The 19,700-nt window shown below is 59.9% G+C and carries 14 protein-coding genes; 9 read left to right on the plus strand and 5 right to left on the minus strand.

Annotation, left to right across the window (positions count from 1 at the left end; genetic code table 11):
* Positions 1 to 292: 292 nt before the first annotated feature.
* Positions 293 to 502, plus strand: a complete 210-nt coding sequence (locus tag WCA10_RS10475; protein ID WP_472822461.1) for a 2-phospho-L-lactate guanylyltransferase — start codon at positions 293 to 295, stop codon at positions 500 to 502.
* Between the two features lie 510 nt (positions 503 to 1,012).
* Here the strand turns inward: WCA10_RS10475 and WCA10_RS10480 are convergent.
* Complete coding sequence (locus tag WCA10_RS10480; protein WP_472822462.1) at positions 1,013 to 5,725, minus strand: 2-oxoacid:acceptor oxidoreductase family protein; 4,713 nt, start codon at positions 5,723 to 5,725, stop codon at positions 1,013 to 1,015.
* 420 nt (positions 5,726 to 6,145) lie between these two features.
* Between WCA10_RS10480 and WCA10_RS10485 the strand changes: the two genes are divergently transcribed.
* Positions 6,146 to 7,033: an SDR family NAD(P)-dependent oxidoreductase gene (locus WCA10_RS10485; RefSeq protein WP_472822463.1), complete on the plus strand. Its 888-nt coding sequence runs from the start codon at positions 6,146 to 6,148 to the stop codon at positions 7,031 to 7,033.
* A 237-nt stretch (positions 7,034 to 7,270) separates the two neighbouring features.
* On the plus strand, positions 7,271 to 10,606 hold the full coding sequence (locus WCA10_RS10490; protein ID WP_472822464.1) for an alpha-mannosidase: 3,336 nt from the start codon (positions 7,271 to 7,273) through the stop codon (positions 10,604 to 10,606).
* Positions 10,607 to 10,686: 80 nt separating this feature from the next.
* On the opposite strand, the gene WCA10_RS10495 is transcribed toward WCA10_RS10490, so the two are convergent.
* Positions 10,687 to 12,036, minus strand: coding sequence for a M20/M25/M40 family metallo-hydrolase (locus WCA10_RS10495; RefSeq protein ID WP_472822465.1), 1,350 nt, complete (start codon positions 12,034 to 12,036; stop codon positions 10,687 to 10,689).
* Positions 12,037 to 12,274: 238 nt separating this feature from the next.
* On the opposite strand from WCA10_RS10495, the gene WCA10_RS10500 reads away from it, so the two are divergent.
* Positions 12,275 to 13,249, plus strand: a complete 975-nt coding sequence (locus WCA10_RS10500) for a VWA domain-containing protein (protein WP_472822466.1) — start codon at positions 12,275 to 12,277, stop codon at positions 13,247 to 13,249.
* Positions 13,250 to 13,303: 54 nt separating this feature from the next.
* Here WCA10_RS10500 and WCA10_RS10505 read toward each other — a convergent pair whose 3' ends face one another.
* A complete protein-coding gene (locus WCA10_RS10505; RefSeq protein ID WP_472822467.1) occupies positions 13,304 to 13,468 on the minus strand; it encodes an FmdB family zinc ribbon protein in 165 nt (54 codons plus the stop codon).
* 622 nt (positions 13,469 to 14,090) lie between these two features.
* Between WCA10_RS10505 and WCA10_RS10510 the strand changes: the two genes are divergently transcribed.
* From WCA10_RS10510 to WCA10_RS10525, 4 genes are read left to right on the plus strand one after another with little or no spacing between them, the layout of a single operon-like run.
* On the plus strand, positions 14,091 to 14,747 hold the full coding sequence (locus WCA10_RS10510; RefSeq protein ID WP_472822468.1) for a peroxiredoxin: 657 nt from the start codon (positions 14,091 to 14,093) through the stop codon (positions 14,745 to 14,747).
* Between the two features lie 29 nt (positions 14,748 to 14,776).
* Positions 14,777 to 15,739 carry a PLP-dependent cysteine synthase family protein gene (locus WCA10_RS10515; protein ID WP_472822469.1) on the plus strand — a complete coding sequence of 321 codons (963 nt, stop codon included), beginning with the start codon at positions 14,777 to 14,779 and terminating at the stop codon, positions 15,737 to 15,739.
* Entirely contained in the window at positions 15,736 to 16,176 is a 441-nt protein-coding gene (locus tag WCA10_RS10520) for a M67 family metallopeptidase (RefSeq protein ID WP_472822470.1), read from the plus strand. Before WCA10_RS10515 ends, WCA10_RS10520 begins: the two co-directional genes overlap by 4 nt.
* A gap of 39 nt (positions 16,177 to 16,215) precedes the next feature.
* A complete protein-coding gene (locus WCA10_RS10525) occupies positions 16,216 to 16,527 on the plus strand; it encodes a MoaD/ThiS family protein (RefSeq protein WP_472822471.1) in 312 nt (103 codons plus the stop codon).
* A gap of 87 nt (positions 16,528 to 16,614) precedes the next feature.
* Here the strand turns inward: WCA10_RS10525 and WCA10_RS10530 are convergent, their stop codons facing one another.
* Both WCA10_RS10530 and WCA10_RS10535 read right to left on the minus strand, forming a co-directional pair.
* Positions 16,615 to 17,367: a LytR/AlgR family response regulator transcription factor gene (locus WCA10_RS10530; protein WP_472822472.1), complete on the minus strand. Its 753-nt coding sequence runs from the start codon at positions 17,365 to 17,367 to the stop codon at positions 16,615 to 16,617.
* A 2-nt stretch (positions 17,368 to 17,369) separates the two neighbouring features.
* The gene (locus tag WCA10_RS10535) at positions 17,370 to 18,557 is read right to left on the minus strand and encodes a sensor histidine kinase (RefSeq protein ID WP_472822473.1); all 1,188 of its coding nucleotides are present in this window, start codon (positions 18,555 to 18,557) and stop codon (positions 17,370 to 17,372) included.
* A 189-nt stretch (positions 18,558 to 18,746) separates the two neighbouring features.
* Here WCA10_RS10535 and WCA10_RS10540 point away from each other — a divergent pair, with 189 nt between their 5' ends.
* The gene (locus WCA10_RS10540; RefSeq protein ID WP_472822474.1) at positions 18,747 to 19,685 is read left to right on the plus strand and encodes a tetratricopeptide repeat protein; all 939 of its coding nucleotides are present in this window, start codon (positions 18,747 to 18,749) and stop codon (positions 19,683 to 19,685) included.
* Positions 19,686 to 19,700: the final 15 nt, after the last annotated feature.

Here is a 19,700-nt window from a genome sequence, read left to right on the forward strand (position 1 = left end):
TAATCTCTACCGCGAATTATGGGATCGGGGTTCGCGCTATCCCAGGTCCCAAAGGCGGGACCCCTCGATTTCGCTCAGGGCCCGTGACTTTTTGAATGCTCTGTTGCAGATTGTCCCGGCTCCGGGTGAAACGGCACGCGGAAATGCCTGAATTTTGGGCCGTTTGCGCCTCGACGCGCGCCACAGATCGCCCTCCTCCTGCAGGTCGAGCCGCACGCCTTCACACGCCGCCATTGTTTGGTGGTACTTTTCTTGTATGGCGTCGTCTCACCTGCGCGGAGGTGCAAACGATATGAAAGAACTCGTCTTTGAAGTGGTTCAGGAGGCCGATGGCGGCTACACGGCCGAGGCTATTGGCGAGAGCATCTTCACGCAGGCCAATAGTTGGGAGGAGTTGCGCCTCCACGTGAAGGAGGCTGTGCAGGCGTTTTATTTCGACTCCGCACCGCCTGCTTCGATCCGTCTGCGGCAAGTACGAGACGAAGTGCTGGCCGTGGCATGAAGCTGCCGCGCGACCTGAGCGGAGAAGACCTGATCAAGCACCTTTGCAAGTATTGGCATTACGCCAGGATTCATCAAGTCGGCAGTCACGTCATTCTGCAAACCAGCAGCCAGGGTCCCACCGTATTGCTGTCCCGGCACACACACCTTTGCGAGTTGGGACGTTGAATGCGATTCTCTCCACAGTCGCGGCGCACAAAGGCGTGACGAAGGACCAAATACTCCAGGGCATCTGATCTTTTGCCGGCGCAGGTCGCAAATCGGGGCATGCTGTGGGGAACCGGTTGGTAGTTCAGCGGACTCCACAACGACCGTGGAAGAGCAGATCCTTCGCTCCGCTTATCCCATTCCCGTGAACATGAGTGGCGCCCCAAGCTGATCCGTTGAAGATGAGACGGTGAAAGTGGGGCTAAAGCAAGAACGCGGACCTTGCGGTCCGCGTTCTGCTTTCATCGTTTGGGTTAGTCTTGCGGCATGACTGAAGTCATGCCCTGATACAAGCCCAACCGAGTTATGCCTTGGCTAGTGCCGGGGTTGCGGTGCCTAGTTTCTCTGCCAGCATTTCGTGGGCGTGGGCGAAGAACTCATCTTTGGCGATCTTGCCTGCGTCTACTTCGGCCAGGAGCGCTTTCTGCGCGATGTACTCCTTATTGACTACGCCTGCTTTGGACTGGAGCATGCGCCAGGACTTGCGGCGCTCTACGCAGAACATGACGAGCTGGCGGGAGAGCGCGCGGTACTCGATCTTTCCGTTCTCCTCGTACTTGATGTAGACGCCGAAGTCGGGAATGAAGGAGCGGTGCGCTGGGTTCAGGTAGCGGCGATAGACCACATCCTGCTGCGTGATGCGCACCAGCATGTTGTCGAGATGGAGGAGTTTCTCGGCCGCCTCGGGCTTGATCTTCTTGAGGTGGTTGCGGAAACGGGCTTCTGTCACGCACCAGTGAGCCACGGTGTAGCGCATGGTTTCACCGGTGGACTTGAGCTTGGTCTCGTACCAGTCGAGCTCCTTGCTGGGGTTGCCGGTGACGTCGAGCGCTTCCTGGTAGGTTTCGCCGAGGCGCGGGTTGAAGACAAACTCGGGTACGCCGCGGGAGTCGCGTACGCGCTGGGCCTGGAAGAGCGCCATGTCGTCAGGCACGCCGTGCTCGGGCTGGCAGGTGGTGAAGCATTGCAGGAACATCGTTCCGCGATATTCGAGGCCGTCGAGAATCGCGCGATAGAGCTTCGGCGCGTTGGCCATGGAGACCTGCGCGACGAAGGGCGATCCGTGTCCGGCGAGGAAGGTTTCGGCGACTGTCTTCTTCTCAGTGTTTTTGCCCTGCGTGGCCGAGCCGAAGACGTTCATGTCGTTGCCGCCGAGCATCGGGGTGGAATCGGAGTTCTGTCCGCCGGTGTTGGAGTAGACCTGCGTATCGAGCATCAGCGCCTTGATGTTGGGGCGGTTCTGCAGGATCACCTTGGACATGTTCTGGTAGCCGATATCGCCCATGCCGCCGTCGCCGCCGACTACCCAGACCTTGGGCAGTTCGACGATTTCCTGATCGGTCATCAGCGCGTCGGTGAAGTGGGTGAACTCGTAGAACTCGCGCTGCGTGATGCCCTTGCCTTCGCGAGTAAGGATCACATCCGTGAGGCGCTCGGGGATGACGGAACGGCGCGCGTGGTCGACGATGAAGCTTTCGCCCATGAGCCAGCCGATGGTGATGCCGTCTTGGAAAAGCGAGTTCATCCACGGATACGGATGCGGGTTGTTGGGCGAGGTCGATCCGTAGACGGTGTTGCAACCGGTGTGCGCGGCCATCGCCATTACGCTCATGCCGTTAGCAAGGCGTCCGTCGACGGGCTGCAGCGACTTGTGGTTGAAGGCCTCGGTGAGCAGGACCGCGGCGAGCGCTTCGATCATCTGTGCATCGGTGATGGGGCCGTGGGCTTCCTCGTGCGCGGCGATGCGGGATTTGGTGTCTTCAGTCTGCTCGCCGCCGAGGCCGAGAATCAGATGAGTGATGGCGAGGCGAAGGGTTTCGTACTCTTCGGGGTTGGCCGCCTTGAGTGCTTCGAGACGGGCTACGCCGGCTTTCTCAAGATCGCCGGCCTTGGCTACGAGGCGGTCGGCCTTCGCGTGGAAGACGGGGCGCATGTAAGCTTCGGTGACGGCAGCGATGGAGCGGAGCACGCTCTTCTCGCCGCAGCCTGCGCAGGCGCCGTCGCCTGAAACCAGCGCGTCGTAGTTGCGGCGAACCATGAGCATGTTGCGCAGCGTTGCGGTCTTCGAGTCGGCAGGATTCGCAGCGTTGAACAGGCCCAGGTATTTCTGCGAAGTGTCGGGCAGCAGGTTGAGGAAGGCGGTGCCGGTCTCGTGCTCGGCGTTGACTTCGGTGGTTTCCTGCACCATCTTCAGCGCCATGTGATCGCCGCAGGCGGTAACGCAGGCCGCGCAACCTTTGCAGAGATCGCTGACAAAGATGGAGAAGATACCGCCCGTACCGGGAGCCTTGCGTTCGGGCGAGGAGAAGATGGCGTTGACCTTTTGATAGGCCATCGGCACCTTGTCGATGATCGAGTAAAACTGAGCCTTCGCATCGGCGGAGAAACCGTCGACGCTCTCGGTGACTTCGCGAATGATCTTGGGCAGCGGCGTGCCAGTCTTCATTTCGGCGACCATGCGCTGGCGTGTCTGCTTCTCGATCTCGGGAAGCTTGGCCATCATCTTGGTGCGCTCGGCGGCGTCGCCCACGTAGCGGGAGACGGCCATGGTGAGCACGGTGCCCAGATCCTGCGAGGTGTTGGGGAGCGCGGTGTCAGGGCAGACGGAGATGCACTCCATGCACTGGGTGCAGTTTTCGGGGATGTAGAGCGGGGTTTCGCGGCGCGCTACGTACTTTGAGGCAGTGTCGCCGGTTGCGGCGGCGATGACGCCCATGGCAGCCAGCGGAGTGGACGGCTGGTCGTAGCCGAAGTGCGCGCGGAACTCGGAGTCGAACGTCTCGATGCTCGAGATGGGTGGGCGTTCGTTCTGTCCGGCAGGAGGCGGTGTGGAACGGCAACCGCCGGTGGTGCAGCTGTCACCGCCAACGGTGGCCATTTCGAGAATCGGCAGCAGCGGCTGTCCGCGCAGGGAGGACTTGTCGGCTGCGGCCATTTCGCCGATGGCGATTTCCTTGACGCGCTCGAAGCCCTGGGTCATGACTTCCATGTTGGAGTTGACGACGGCTTCGCCGAGCTTGCCGAACTTCTTGACGTACTGCTTCATCACGACGGTGCGGTACTGCTCCGGCGTGATGCCGAACTCCTGCAGCATGGGGCTGACGGCGAAGAAGGCGCCGAGGAAGGCGTTGCCCTGCATGCGGAGTTGAAGGTCGGCGCGGTCGGTGGCCTTGCGGGCGATTTCAAAGCCGGGCAGCGTGTAGACGCGAATGTTCTTCTCGATGATTTGTTTGCGCGCCCACATGGGAAGGTTTTCCCAAGCGCGCTCGCCTTCGGCGTCGGATTCCCAGATAAGTGCGCCGCCAGGCTGAATGCCGTCAAGCGGATTGGTGTGGGTGAAGGCCTTGGGATCGCAGCAGAGCACAACCGTGACGTGGCGCAAATCGCAGTTGACGCGAATGCGGTCTTTGGCGGCGACCATGAAGTAGCTGGTGGGCGCGCCCTTCTTTTCCGAGCCGTACTTGGGGTTGGCGCTGACGTGGATGACTTCCTTGGGATTGCCCTTGTCGTCGACCAAACCGTCGCGCTCGTAGAGCAGATCGTTCAAGTCGCCAAGTATGGCGCCGAGGTTTTTGCCGGTGGTGATGGCGCCCCATCCGCCGATGGAGTGGAAGCGGACTGCCACTGCGCCTTCGGGGAGCAGGGAAGGCATTTCGTCGCCGATGACCGTGTAGGGATGGTCGATGCCGAGAACGAAGAAGCTGACGCCGTCGGCCGCAGTCTTACCGTCTTTGCGGGCCCGGCCGGCGGTGGCGTATTCATAGGCGCCGATGATGTGTTCTGGGCGGAAGTCGCGCGAACCGAGGCCGTAGCTGCCGGAGTAGATGTGCGGCACTTCGTCCATCGACAACGCGGGGAGGCCTTCGGAGGCGGCGTGGCCGGCGGTCTGGATGGCTTTCGAGAGGGCAGTGCGGATGTCGCGGCCGAGCGGGTTGTCGCCACTGAGGGCTTCGTCGGTGCGCTCGAGGATGATGACGTTCTTCTTGCCCTTGAGCGCGGCAACGATGGCGGCTTCAGGAAAGGGGCGGATGACGTTGACGTGGATCGAACCGACCTTGACGCCGCGGGTTTGGCGGAGGTAGTCGACGGCGGCTTCGATGTTTTCGGCAGCGGATCCGAGGGAGACGAAGACGGTGTCGGTGTCGTCGCACTTGTACTGAGAGAGGAGGCCGTAATAGCGGCCGGTGAGCTTTCCGAAGTCGACGTAGGCGTCTTCGAGGAACGGCAGGATCGGCTCGGCGAAGTTGTTGCGGCGCGCGATGATGCCGTTCATGTAGTGTTCCTGGTTCTGGACGGGGCCAAGGAGGACGGGGTTGGTCAGGTCCATCATCTTAGGGACGCGACGGCGGGTGGGTCCAAACAGAACACGCTGGGCCTCTGTCGGGCAGTCGATGATGTCTTCCGGCGCGCCGAGGTATTCGCGGATCAGTTCCGATTCATGTTTGTAGAAGGTGCGCTCAAGGTGGCTGGTGAGGAAGCCATCCATGATGTTCATGCCGGGGGTGAGCGAAAGCTCGGTGACGCGCCGGAGGATGAGGGCCTGGTCTGCAGCCTGCTGAGCGTCCTTGCCGAAGAGCATGATCCAGCCGGTGTCGAGCGCGCCGTAAATATCGTCGTGGCCGCAGTGGACGTTGAGGGCGTGCTTGGTGAGCGCGCGGGCGCCCACTTCGAGCACCATGGTGGAGCCCTTGCCGGGAGCGTGATAGTACTGCTCGACGCCGTAGACCACACCCTGGCCGGAAGTGAAGTTGACCACGCGCTTGCCGCAAACGGAGTGCGCGATGGCGCCGCCCTGGGCCGCGTGTTCGCCTTCCGTCTCAATGGCGATGGTGTTGTGGCCGAAGACGTTCAGGTTGCCCTCAGCGTAAGCCTGCTGGAAGAGCTCGCCGCCTTCGGTGGAAGGCGTAATGGGATAGAAAACGCCGGCATCGGCGATGCGGGTCTCGGTGTGATACGAGACGAGCTGGTTTCCGTTGGCTGTAACTCGAATGCCGGGATAGCGAGCGGCTTCCTTCATGGTGTCCCCTCCGTGCGTAGGCACCCCGAGGACGAAGACCTGTCCACGGGGACCCCAGTGATTTCCGATACTTACTCTGCGGCGAGGGGCCTGCAAACGCTTTCGGGGTGAGCCCATCGAAAGGCCGCAACGGTCCCGCAACCTGCGGTTCGTTCAATCCAGCCTTGGCTGCCGTGCGCATCAGCAGTTGCAAGTGGCTGGATTCATTGGTTCTGCTGACCGCGGTCGAGCTGCGGCTCCGATCCAATTTCCCTTGTTAAGTTCAATTGCCACAACGGAATTGCGCGAGTAACCCAAGGGGGAGCTGCCCGTGAAAACGGCCTGTATATCAGTATGCACCCGCGATGCGAGACGGTGTACCAGCGTGTACCAGTGCGTGGGATTTGCCGCGGTATCGGCCGCTCGGTTTGGAACTCGGGTGTGGCTCTATACTTGGACCGATTCAGCGACATGAATGACGAGGATGTGTCGCTGGGGAAACTGGAGTTGGGAGCGACCTCCACCGAGAAGGGTCAAATGGCTACCAAGAAGCAAACACCCAGACCGCAGTATGCAATCTATCCGAGCCTTCGCGGCCGGGCTGTTCTGGTGACCGGCGGAGCGACTGGGATTGGCGCCTCGATTGTCGCGCACTTTGCCAGCCAGGGGGCGCGGGTGGCATTCTTCGACATTTTGGAAAAGCAAGGACAACGGCTAGCCAATTCGCTTGCGCCGGGAGTCGCTTCGGCTCCCTTGTTCTTTCCTTGTGACCTGACAGATGTGGGAGCTCTGCAAGCCGCCGCCAAAGCGGCGATTGCTGCGCTGGGCGGCGTCGATGTGCTGGTGAACAATGCGGCGAACGATCACCGGCACCGGATTGAGGATGTGACGCCGGAGTACTGGGATGCGTCGATGGCGGTGAATCTGCGCCCGCAGTTTTTCATGATCCAGGCAGTGCTGCCTACGATGAAGGCAGCGGGACGAGGCAGCATCATCAATATGTCGTCGATCGCGTGGATGATCCCGTCAACGGGAGTGCCGGTTTACATCGCGGCGAAGGCGGCGATCGTCGGACTGACCCGTACACTTGCGCACGAATGCGGCCCGCAGGGCATTCGCGTGAATGCGGTGCTGCCGGGAGCGATCGCGACGGAGAAGCAGAGACGGCAGGTCTATACGCCGGAGTACAAGGCGGAGATCATGGCGTCGCAGGCGCTGAAGCGGGACATTTTGCCGGAGGACGTGGCGCGGCTGGTGCTTTTTCTGGCTGCGGATGATTCGAGCGCGATTACGAATCAAAGCTACGTGGTGGATGGGGGATGGGTGTAGCGCGCCGTTGGCGCGCAGGGACATAGGGACATAGGAATTGAGAAGAGGATTTGATGCGCTCGTTGCGGCAGATACACGGGGCGCGCTGCTGGGGTACGTCGAATATTTAGAGCGGACTCCCGGTGCGCCGGACAAATAAATGCTTGACCAGAGTAGGATTGGAATCGTTACCATTCTTGCTGCAGTTTGCCGTAAGATTCTGCAGACGCCAGATTCCCAAGGGAAAGGAACTCCCAAATGTCCAAAGAACATCTGCGCCCGTTTGTGGGTCTACTGATCGCTCTCACTTTTGTATTCGCCGCCACGCTGCCATCCCCGCGAGCCAATGCGCAAACGGCTGTGGAGGCCGTGAACGTTGCGGCAGAGATTAACCGGGTGGCGTCGAATCTGCCGCCCGAGTCGCGCGAAGTGATCACGCGGCTGACCATGCTGCGCGAGCTTCCCGGCGGCGTATGGAAGATGCACGGAGGCGACCTGGCGCACGGCGAAGACGTGAGCCTTGATGATTCCAGCTGGGAGACATTTGCCGTGCCCGGCAAAGCGCCGAACGATGCGCTGTGGTTTCGTACGACTTATATTGTTCCCGACACACTGAACGGGTACGACCTGACCGGGTCGCGCGTCTGGTTTCAGTTTCACGCCGAGGCCAACGGCCCGATGCCGGAGATTCTCTACTTCAACGGGCGCCGTGTTGCGCTCGGCGACGACCTTGAGCCTGTCGTTCTGTTTGACAACGCGAAGCCCGGCGATAAGGTCACGGTCGCGGTCAAGCTGCTGCACACGGTAGATACCAAGTCGATCCGTGGCGCCACCCTGCGAATCGAGTTTCCTGAAAATCGGCCCAACCCCGACGACCTGCGCACGGAGTCTCTGACCGCGGCGATTTTGGTTCCTTCGCTCGCGCCGCAGGATGCGTCGCAGATCGCTACTCTCAACGGCGCGATTGCCGCGGTGGATATCAAAGCCCTCGATGCAAAGGATCAGAAGGCCTTTGACGAAAGCCTGAAGGCTGCGCACAGCAAACTCGAAGCGCTGCTGCCGCTGATGCAGACGGCGACGTGGCACCTGACCGGCAACTCGCACATCGATGCGGCGTGGCTGTGGCCGTGGACCGAGACCGTCGACGTGGTGAAGCGGACGTTCGGCACGGCGCTGCAATTGATGTATGAGTATCCGCAGTACACCTACACGCAGAGTGCCGCGGCCTACAACGAGTGGATGGCGGACAAGTATCCCGACCTGAATGCGGAGATCAAGAAGCGCATCGACGAAGGGCGCTGGGAGATTGTGGGCGGCATGTGGGTGGAGCCCGATTTGAATTTGCCGGACGGTGAGAGCCTGGTGCGGCAACTGCTGGTGGGCAAGCGCTGGTACAAGCAGGCGTATGGCGTGGATGTGCGGATTGGCTGGAATCCGGATTCGTTCGGGTACACATGGCAGCTTCCGCAGATCTACAAGAAGAGCGGCGTCGATTATTTTGTGACGCAGAAGATGACATGGAACGATACGAATCAATTGCCGTTCAAGCTGTTCTGGTGGGAGTCGCCGGACGGTTCGAAGGTGCTGGCGTATTTTCCGCACGATTATGCGAATGACAATCTGAACCCGACGCGGCTGGCCGCAGACATGGTGCAGGCGCGGCAGCGCGCCACGGGCCTGACGGACATGATGGACCTGTACGGGATCGGCGATCACGGCGGCGGCCCGACGCGCGCCATTCTCGACCAGGGAGTCCACTGGTCGGAACCCTCGGTGCCTCCAAAGGTTGTACCGCAAATGCCCTTTGGCACAGCGCAGAGTTATTTCGATCATGTCGAGGGCCAGATCGCGCCGGAGAGCAAGGTCTGGAATTACCAGTCGATTGCCAAGGGCTACGAGTATCCGCCGGCCGTGCCTGGAAGAGTCTCGATCCCGACTTGGAAGAGCGAGCTGTACTTCGAGTATCACCGCGGGGTGATGACCACGCAGGCGAACCACAAGCGCAACATGCGGGAAAGCTCAGAGGAAGTGCTCAATGCGGAGAAGTGGTCGTCGCTTGCATGGCTTGACGGACTGAAGTACCCAGCGACCGAATTGACGGAAGACTGGAAGAAAGTATTGTTCAACCAGTTCCACGATCTGGCGGCGGGTTCCGGCATTGGCATTATCTATAAGGATGCGCAGAAAGACTACGACGTGGTGCGCTGGTCGACGGACGAGATCGCATCGAACTCGCTGGACACGGTGGATGAGCGCGTGAATACCACGGGCGCAGGCGTGCCGGTGGTGGTCTACAACCCGCTGGGTTGGGCGCGATCGGGCGAAGTGACCGTGCATGTGCAGACCAGCAAGAGTACGGTGAGCGCGACGGGCGCGCAAGTTGTGGAGGTGAAGCCGGACGACAAGACGGACTTCGCCGATGTGAAGCTGCACGTGTTGCACGTGCCGGCGCTGGGCTACAAGGTAGTGTGGGTCAGGAAGGGCGCGGCAGAGCGCGATGAGCACCCGGTGAGCGCGAAGGATTCGGGGGACACCATCACACTGGAGAATGAAGCGCTGCGCGTAGCGGTTAGTAAGCAGAGCGGATGTATCACGAGCCTGTTTGAGAAGAAGAGCAACTTCGAGACGCTGGCTTCGGGGGCGTGCGGCAATCAGCTGCAGTTCTTCAAGGACACGCCGAAGGATTACGACGCTTGGAACATCGACCCAGGAACGCTGGATGTTCCGCCGATGACGATCGAGCATGCGGATTCTGTTGAGCTCTTGAAGACCGCGGAGCCGACAATTCGCATTATGAGTCACTGGGGCAAATCGAAATTCGTGCAGACGATCGGGCTCTCGGCAGACGGTGATCAGATCAATGTCGATAATCGGTTCGACTGGCACGAGTCGCATGTGCTGCTGAAGGCGGCGTTCCCACTGGCGGCAACAGGGCCGTTTGCGACGTACGAGATTCCGTACGGCACGATCGAGCGGCCGACGACGCGCAACAATTCGTGGGAGAAGGCGCAGTTTGAAGTTCCTGCGCAGCGCTGGGCGGACCTGGGAGATGGAACTCACGGATTCAGCCTGATCAACGAGTCGAAGTTCGGCTATGACGCGGTCGGCAATCTGCTGAGGCTAACGCTGTTGCGCTCGCCCAAGTGGCCCGACCCCGATGCGGACATGGGGCATCATCACTTTCACTACGCGCTTTATCCTCACGCGGGAACGTGGAAGGATGCGATGACGATTCGCCACGGTTGGGAATACAACTACCCGCTGACGGCCCTCGTCACGACGGCGCATGCGGGCACACTGCCCGCCAGCCATTCCTTTGCTTCGGTCACGCCAGAGAACGTGGTGCTGACGGCGGTGAAGAAGGCGGAAGATGCGAAGGGATTGATCTTCCGCGCGTATGAGTGGGCCGGGAAGGATGCGACGGTAGAGTTCCATGTGCCGCCGGGTGCGACGGGCGCGACGGTGACAAACATGATGGAGACGCCGGAAGGTTCGCCCCTGAGTGTGACTGGCGATGTGGTGAAGGCGCCGATTCATCCGTTCGAAATTCTGACAGTGCGGGTGGATTATCCGAGCGGCGGACCGAAAGAGTAGTACTGAAGCACAAATAGGAAGACGGCGCGGCTATTGTCGCGCCGTCTTCATGTACGCAGTTAGAAACAGCTCTCATGGAATTATTTCGCTGCGACCTTGGTGAGATCTGTGTTCTGGTCGATCTGGCTGAGACGGTACATCAGCAGGGCATCGCGCTTGGTGTTGATGGGCTGCGCGGATAGATCGATCGTCTCGCCGGGAGCATGCGCGCCTTCGCCGGTGGCACCGATTCCGGCCAAACCCGGGAGAAGATCGGCGACGAAGGCGATGTCTCCGGCGCCGCGCTTCATGGGATCGAGCTCGGGCATCTGTTTGAAGCCGAGGCTTCGGTTTTGCTGATTAAGGATAGCCAGGAGCGCGCGGCTTTCGGCGGTGGGCGCCATGGCGGGATAGGCTTCCCCGAAGGTGATCGTCGCGCCGGTGTGGGGGAGATGATTCGCAACGATCTCCTGCATCTTCTTTTCCACGCGAGCGGTCTGCTGGTTTGAGAGGGTGCGAATGTCGCCGCTTGCGTAGGCCACGGGTGGGATGACGTTGTCTTTGCCGGTGGCGGCGGCGTTGTTGCCAGACTCATCCACGTGAACGCTGGTGCCGCCGACGATCATGCCGATGTTGAATGTGAGATTCTCTTCCGGAAGCTGGGTGCGAAATGTATCGAGGATGCGGGTGAGCTCATAGATGGCGCCAAAGCCCATGCGCACGGAGAAGATGCCGGAGGAGTGGCCGGTTTCTCCCGTGGTGTTGATGTGCCAGGTGATGGCGCTGCGGCGGCTCACGCTGCCATAGAAGACACCGTCCAGGCGCGGGGTGCCTTCGAACTCCAGGGCGACGTCGCTGTGATGGGCGGCTGCGATCATGTCGCGCCGCGAGATGCCGACGGGCTCGCCATGCGCCTCTTCATCGCCACTGAGCACCACGGTGATTTCGGTCTGTTTGAGCACGCCGGCGGCCTGCATGGCTTTCAGCGCGTAGAGCATGATGACGAGGCCGCCCTTCATGTCGTTGACGCCGGGGCCGGGGCCGATGCTGCCGTTGACGCTGTAGGTCTGGAACGGGCTGGTCTTCTCGAACACGGTGTCCATGTGACCGATGAGCAGCATGCGCTTGCCGCACTTGCCTGGCTCGGGGCACGGATGTTCGGCGACGAGTACGCCGGCGGGCTTGATCTCGTCCATCGGAAACCATTGGACGTTGAAGCCGAAATCGGCCAATTGGGCCTTCATGATGTCGGCGACAGCCCGCACGCCTTCAAGGTTGTGCGTGCCGCTATTGATGTTGACGAGTTTTTCGAGCAGGTCATTGGAGGCCTGCTCGTTCGCGTCGATGTAGGTCACGATGGCGTTCTCTTTGGGAGAGAGCGATGGTGCGGTTTGGGCGAGCAGGACGGAGGTAAACGAAATAGCCAGCAAGGGGAAGATGATCAGACGCATTTTCATTTCTCGCCGAGGATAGCAGCCGGAAGCCGCAATGGCGAAGAGCGGAAATCGGGCGATCGCGGCCTGACTGAAGTTCGAGCTTGTTGTTCCGGCGCGCTGCTACAATCAGGCCACTGTTTCTCTGCGCGATCCCACAAGCAAGCCATGAAAGGATTCTGCAGATGCTGCTGCGCCTGTGTCATATCTGCAGAATCCGCCTGCTGCGAAGGCTGCCGGCAGGAGCGAGGGGTCTGTGAGGGCGACGTTGAATGCGCACCTCGCCATCGGAATTGCTCTGCCGCTTTTGGTGCTGTTCGCGTGGGCTGCGGGAGCGGCAGGGCAATCTGCGGCTTCGCAGCAGGACCAGCCGACCTACACCCTGAAGCTGCCAGTCGATGAGGTCAGCTTGACATTTCAGGCGCTAGACGATGAGGGGCGAACTGTCGACGATCTAAAGATCTCCGATTTGAGATTGTTCGATGGCGGGGCACCAGTGCGCCGCATTGTTGAACTTGATTCCGTCAAAGATGCACCTGTTCGCGTCGGGATCCTGCTGGATTCAAGCGAATCGATGGAATCAAGCCGGGAGCGCAGTCAAAGCGTTGCGATAGATATTGTGCGCAGTCTCGTCCGCCAACCTCCCGATCGCGGTTTTGCCATGGACTTTGCCGGGTTGTCGCCGGTCGCACAGGAATGGACGAACGATGTGCGAACGCTGGAAGTAGCGATCCGCAACCATCGGGTTGCCTCTCACGCGGAGGCGTCTTTGCGCGGCACGGCTTTGTTCGACGCGCTGTACCGCGCTTGTCTGAACGAATTCGGACACTCGGAAGGCCCGCTGAGCCGGAATGTCATCGTGCTGTTTTCAGACGGCGTGGACAATGCAAGCCGCGGTGACATGAAACTCGCGATCGACGAGTGTCAAAAAACGAATGCCGCGGTATACGCATTTCGATTTGATGCGCCAGAGGCGATGTCTACGGGACCGGCCACGCTGGCTGAAGTTGCCGCGAAGACGGGTGGGCGCGTGTTTCACGGAGAGGACGGAGATACGCAGATTGCCGACGATGTGCGGATCGTGGAGACCGACCTGCGCAGCCAATATCGCCTGATTTTCAAACCGCCGGAGGTGAAGCACGACGGCACATTTCACCAGGTTGAGCTGGATGCGCCGTCACGGCCGGTAACCATCCGCAAGCAGACGGGGTATTACGCACCGGTGCGATGACACAGCATTCCCGGCGGCGCCGAGATCTGCCCTGAAGCAGGAGAGTTTGCCGGCCTAGCTCTTCTTTGCGGTTACCGCGGAGAAAGCCGCCACCAACTGGTGCACGCGCTTGCCGCCGCAGTTTGGACACTTGATTTCAGCCTTCTCGACGTCGGAGATGTGAAGGTTCTGGGTGAATTCCTTGTCGCAGTCCTGGCAGTGGTAGAGGTATTGAGACATAATTCAACTCCGTGCCACATCATAGTCCCGGAAGCTGTGGACGGCAGATGAATTGAAGGTGAGCGCGTGAATTGTCAGCAGTGTGAGCCATGGAGCGCTCGCGGGGCATAAATGCTTGCTCGTAAGGTTTTTATTATCAATTGTCAGCGGAGGGGCACGGACAGATACTCACTGAGAAATCGCAGGTGAACCCGTGCCAGGCGCTGCCGTGCTCACTGCGTTTGCGACGATTCCGGTCGCCGCTGAACCACGCGAATCCATATCGGTGACTGAAAGATTACGGAGTTGCGCATCGAAAGACCGGCCTGGATCATCTGAGTGTTGTATATGTTTGGTTTGCGCTCAAATGAAATCGATCAGGCGCTCGGCTGTTGACATGGACTGATGGAACGCACTAGCCTGCAGATAGTTAGCAAGGTTTGACGTCGCTCCCCGAACTATGAAGGCATTCTCTCCAACCCGCGTTGCTTGCTGTTGTCGGTGCAGCATGCGGGTCTGTGTCAGAGAGAACTGAACTAGTTTCAGCTGCATCTCATGACCCACCCGCATTGATTGCGAGTGGGTTTTTTGATTTTGCGGCCGGCTCAAACTGCTAAGAATTCTCAACGAAAGAAGAATCCAAATGTCTCTTCGCATTAACGACGTTGCACCTGATTTCACAGCAGAGACCACGCAAGGCGCCATTCACTTCCACGAATGGATCGGCGACGGCTGGGCCGTGCTCTTTTCTCATCCCAAGGACTTTACCCCGGTGTGTACGACAGAGCTGGGCGCGGTGGCCGCCCTCGAAAAGCAGTTTGCCCAACGTGGGGCGAAAGTGATCGGCCTTAGCGTTGACCCGGTTGCAAGTCACAGCAAATGGGCGTCGGACATCAAGGATGTCGGCGGTCATGACGTGAATTATCCGATCATCGGCGATCCGGAACTGAAGATTGCGAAGCTCTACGACATGCTCGCGGCGGATGCCGGTGACTCGTGCGAAGGCCGGACGCCTGCGCTGAATGCACCGGTGCGTACGGTATTCGTGATCGGGCCGGACAAGCGCATCAAGCTGACGCTGTCCTATCCGATGACGACGGGGCGGAACTTCGATGAGATTATTCGTGTTCTCGATTCGATCCAGCTCACGGCGAAGCACCCGGTTTCAACTCCTGCGAACTGGAAGCAGGGTGACGACGTGATTATTGCGGGCTCGGTTTCGAACGAACAGGCTGACAAACAGTTCCCCGGCTACAAAACGGTGAAGCCTTATCTACGCACCGCGGCGCAGCCGCAGTAGGAGATTCTGTTTCGGGAGAAAACGCGGTGGTGACTTCGATCGCAGAGACGAAATGGCTGAGCCGGATGGAACGGCGCCATGGCTCCGTGTTGATGGAGCGCATTGGCAACACGCCGCTGATTCGACTCGACGGCGTGGTTCGTCGACTGCCTGAAGTGACGCTGCTGGCGAAAGCGGAGTGGATGAACCCGGGCGGAAGCGTGAAGGACAGGGCCGCGGCGGCGATGGTGCGCAAGGCGCTTGCCGACGGCTCGCTCCGCAAGGGCAAGACTCTGCTGGATGCGACGAGCGGCAACACGGGGATCGCTTTTGCGATGCTCGGAGCGGCGCTCAGTTTTCCGGTCCTGCTGGCAATGCCGTCGAACGTATCGCCGGAGCGCAAACGGATTCTGAAAGCCTACGGCGCCGAGGTGGAGTGGACCGATCCGGACCAGGGATCGGATGGAGCTATCCGCCGGGCTCGGGAGATGGCCCAGAACGATCCTGACAAATATTGCTACATGGATCAGTACTCGAATCCCCAGAATTGGAGAGCGCATTACGACACGACCGGGCCGGAGATCTGGCGGCAGAGTGGCGGAACCCTTACGCACTTTGTGGCGGGACTCGGCACGAGCGGAACATTTGTGGGAACGGTGCGAAGGCTGAAGGAACTGAACAAGGAGATTCAAGCGGTGAGTGTTCAACCCGATTCGCCGTTCAATGGTCTCGAAGGATTGAAGCACATGGCGACCGCGCTCGTTCCCGCGATCTACGACCCCTCGTTGGCGGATCGAAATGTGGAGGTTGAGACAGAGGCCGCGTATGCCATGGTCAAGCGGCTCGCGCGCGAAGCCGGATTGCTGGTGGGTATCTCCGCGGCGGCCGCGGTGGTGGCATGCGAGCGCATTGCCGAAGAAGAAGCGGCGGAAGGCCGTGCGGCAACCATCGTCACGGTGTTGCCGGATTCGGCGGAGAAGTACATGAGTGAGCGCTTCTGGGAGGAGGCATGAGCACGCTGATGGTGCCGCAGGCTGTCTACGATGCGTTCCGTGCTCATGGAGAGGAGACGTATCCGCACGAGTGTTGCGGGGCGCTGCTGGGGCGGCCCGATGCGAAGGGGTGGCACGTGATGGAGTCGATCCGGGCCGGCAATACGCGAACCGATTCGGCGCACAACCGCTACCACATCGCTCCTATCGAGCTGGTTCACATTCAGCGGAGCGCGCGCGATAAGGGGCTGGAGATTGCCGGTTTCTATCACTCGCATCCCGATCATCCAGCGCAGTGGTCACCGACAGATTTCGCCGAAGCGCATTGGCTGGGATGTTCATACGTGATCACGTCGGTAGCCCAGGGCAAGGCGACGGTGACGAATTCATTTCTGCTTGCCGGTGAGAACGAAGAAGAGAAACGGTTTGAAGACCAGGGGATCGAAATTGAGCCCTAGCCTGCTTATGACTTCACAGGATTTCGAGGAGACGAAGAAGTGACTACTCAACGAGGACCCAATCGCATGACGATTTTTATTCCAACGCCGCTGCGAACCTATGCGGACGGCAAGGATGCCATTGAAATCAGCGCGGGAACGATCGCCGATGCGCTGGATGCGCTCACCGGAACCTATCCTGAACTGCGCAAGCATCTGTTTACCGGCGAGGGCAAGCTGCGGTCCTTTGTGAATCTGTATCTGAACGACGAAGATGTGCGCTACCTGCCACAGAAGGAGAATTCCGAAGTATCCCCCAATGACACGCTCTCGATTATTCCTTCGATCGCCGGAGGTTGTTCGCCGATGTAGCGAGTGTCGATCGCGTGGATTGCCGAGGCCGTCCCATGCGGGACGGCCTTTTCGTGCGCGAAGTTTTAGGAACGCCGGGCCGGCGCATTATTTGCCGAGCAGGCGGTCGACGGCGTCGCGTTGATAGCGGGACATGCGCAGTTCTTCGCCGCTTTGCAGCACGACAATGTGGCTGCCTTGAAACCAGGGCTGGACCTCGCGGATGCGGCGCACGTTGACGATGGTGGAGCGGTGAATGCGAATGAACTCGCGGGGATCGAGCTTCTCCATCAGGGCCTGCAGGGTTTCGCGCACATCGAAAATCTTGCGCGAGACGTGCAGACGGGCGTAGTTGCCCTCGGCCTGGATCCAATCGATATCGGCGACAGGGACGAAGATGATGCGTCCTCCGTGGGCGACGGTGAGGCGCTGTGCGTAGTCAGACTGCAGTCGCGTATCGAGCAAGGCAAACAGACGCTGGGCTGCATCCTTATCCTGGCGGCCGAGGCAGCGTTCGCGGGCTCGCGTAAGGGCACGGGCGAGGCGATCGGGTGCGAAGGGCTTCAATAGATAATCAACGGCGTTGGAGTCAAAGGCTCGGATAGCATAGCGATCGAAGGCCGTGATAAAGATCGTGACGGGCATACGCTCGGCGCCAATGGCTTCGGCGACCTGAAACCCGTCCATCTCGGGCATCTGTACATCGAGAAAGACGAGGTCGGGGCTGGCCTGCCGGATGGCGTCGACAGCCGACTCGCCGTCACCGCATTGTCCGACGATGGTGATGTCGCGCTCTCGCTTGAGCAGGCGGAGCAGGGCCGTGCGCGCGAGCGGTTCGTCATCGACAATGAGGGCGCGCATGATTATCCAGCAACCTCCGGTGCAGGTTGCGGCTGCGCTTCTTCCGATTTACGCGCAGGTAGAGTAATGACGACTCCGGCACCTCCCTTGGCGAGCGGACGGAAGAACAACTGACCGCTGGCACCGTAAAGTTGCTCAAGGCGTGCGCGGGTGTTGCGCAGCCCTACGCCGCGGAGAAAGAGTTGCTCGGTGGCACCTTCGACCACGCTGTTCGAGTTCCACACCTCGATGTGAAGTTCCTCATTCCGCTTCTGCACGAAAATTTCGACGCAATCTGAACCTTTGTGCTTGCCGATTCCGTGGCGGATCGCATTTTCGACCAGCGGCTGAAGAATGAGCGGCGGCACAAGCAGATTGAGAGTGTCGGTGTCGGAATGGGTTTCAACCGAAAGCCGGTCGCCGAACCGCCGCTGCTGGATGCCGGTGTAGAGATCGAGGAATTCGAGTTCGCGGGCGAGGGGGATTTCGTTGGACTCAATCTGGTCGATGGAGATGCGTAGAAGTTCGCTGAGGCGAAGCAGGACATCTTCTGCGGCTCGGGGATCGTCCTGCACAAGCGTGATGGCAGCCTGCAGGGTGTTGAAGAGGAAGTGGGGATGGATCTGCATGCGCAGCTTTTCGAGCTCCGCGGAGGCGAGGCGGGATTCGAGTTGGGCTTCACGCAGTTCTCTTTGACGGACCTGCTCGCGCAGGTGCGCAAATGCGGCAATGATGACAATGACCCAGTAGGAGACAGCACCGACCAGGCCGCGGCGATCAAACCATTCGCCCGTGAGAGCGAAGGGCAAGCCTCGCAATTCAAAATTGGTTTCGTTGTGGATGGAGTAGATCGATCCAGCGAAGCCGCGGCAGAACGCTTGCGTCGTGAGGCAAACGATACAAACGAGCGCATGCGGGAAGAAGATTCGAAGAGTCCAATCGCGACCGACGATGGGGTAGCGCAAGCCAAGCTCGTAGATGATCGGCGAGACGAGCGCAAAAACGTACCAGTTAAAGGTAGCCCAGGCGACGTAATGGGCGGTAGGCAGGGTGTAGCCTCGCGCCGCGTCAGAGACGAATACCTGACTGCTCTCGAGAAGGACAATGCCTGTCCAGCACAGAAGGGAGAGTGGCAGCTGTCGCAGATACTGATGCAGCCAGCTACGGTTAGCGGCTCCATCGCGAAACGGAATCTGCAGCGAGAAGGTCATCGAATCTCCCTTCTGTTGGTTATAGAGCCTCTGTGCCGGGATGGAACAGCGATTCTTAAAGCGAGAAGAGCACGATTACGATTCGCCCCATGCGCCGGACGATTCACCCCGGCAAAGATCGATTAGGCCCCTTGACATAGGAGTGACAGGCGCTTCCGGCCTACTCTCGGCACAGAAGGAGACCTGCGAATGCGTACTGAGAAGAGGATGTTGACGGTGGCGGTGACAGGCATCGTGGTGGCGAGCATGACCGGCATGGCGCAGCGCAATACGCCGTTCGCGGGCCAGATACGAGAGCAGGAGATTGCGGTCACGTCGAAGGAAGGCAAGACAGATGGAACCGCATGGCTGAAGCTCGCAGTGCTCGACCAGGATGCGGCGCGCTACGACGATGCGGAACGAGCATTTGAGAAGGCAGTTCATCTCTTGAAGGCAAAGGATCGCGACCTTTATGCCGACGCACTCGATCGCATGGGCACCATGTACGTGGAGCGGGGGAAATTCGCAAAGGCTGAGCCGCTGGAAAGGAAGGCGCTGGCTATCCGCGAAGATGCGCAAAATGAGGTCGCGATTGGAACGAGCTATATGCACCTGGCGTTGCTTGCCTATGGGAGACACGATATAGCCGGCGCGGATACCGATGCGGGGATGGCAGTGAGCCTGCTGGTTCCAGAGAGTCCGCGCGATCGAGCGGTTGAGGCGACGCCGGAAGAGAAGATGTCGGCGCTGGTTGATTTGTCGTTGATCAGGTGCGCACGCGAAGACTGCCCAGGCGCGATCCCTGAGCTGAATCGAGCTCTGCGTATTGCGCACGCGAATTACGAGGCCAATAGCATGCCGGTGGGACTTCTGGATTTCCTGTTGGGCAACACGTACTGGAAGTCAGGAAGCTCGATGAAGGCGCCTGTGTTGATGAAGCGCGGCATTGACGAGATGCAGCAAGCACTGGGATGGGGGCATCCGACGTACATCGCGGCGTTGATGCAGTATCGGAGCGTGTTGGCGCAGACCGGAAGCAACGCCGAAGCCGAGGAGGTAGGCCAACGGATTGCGTTGCTGGAGGCGTCGCCTGGGTCCGGCAGACGGCCGGAGAAGAGCGGCTTGCTCGGGATAAATTCGCTGCGGTAAGAGTTGCTGATATGC

This window comes from Occallatibacter sp., assembly GCF_049582745.1.
GTDB lineage: Bacteria > Acidobacteriota > Terriglobia > Terriglobales > Acidobacteriaceae > Telmatobacter.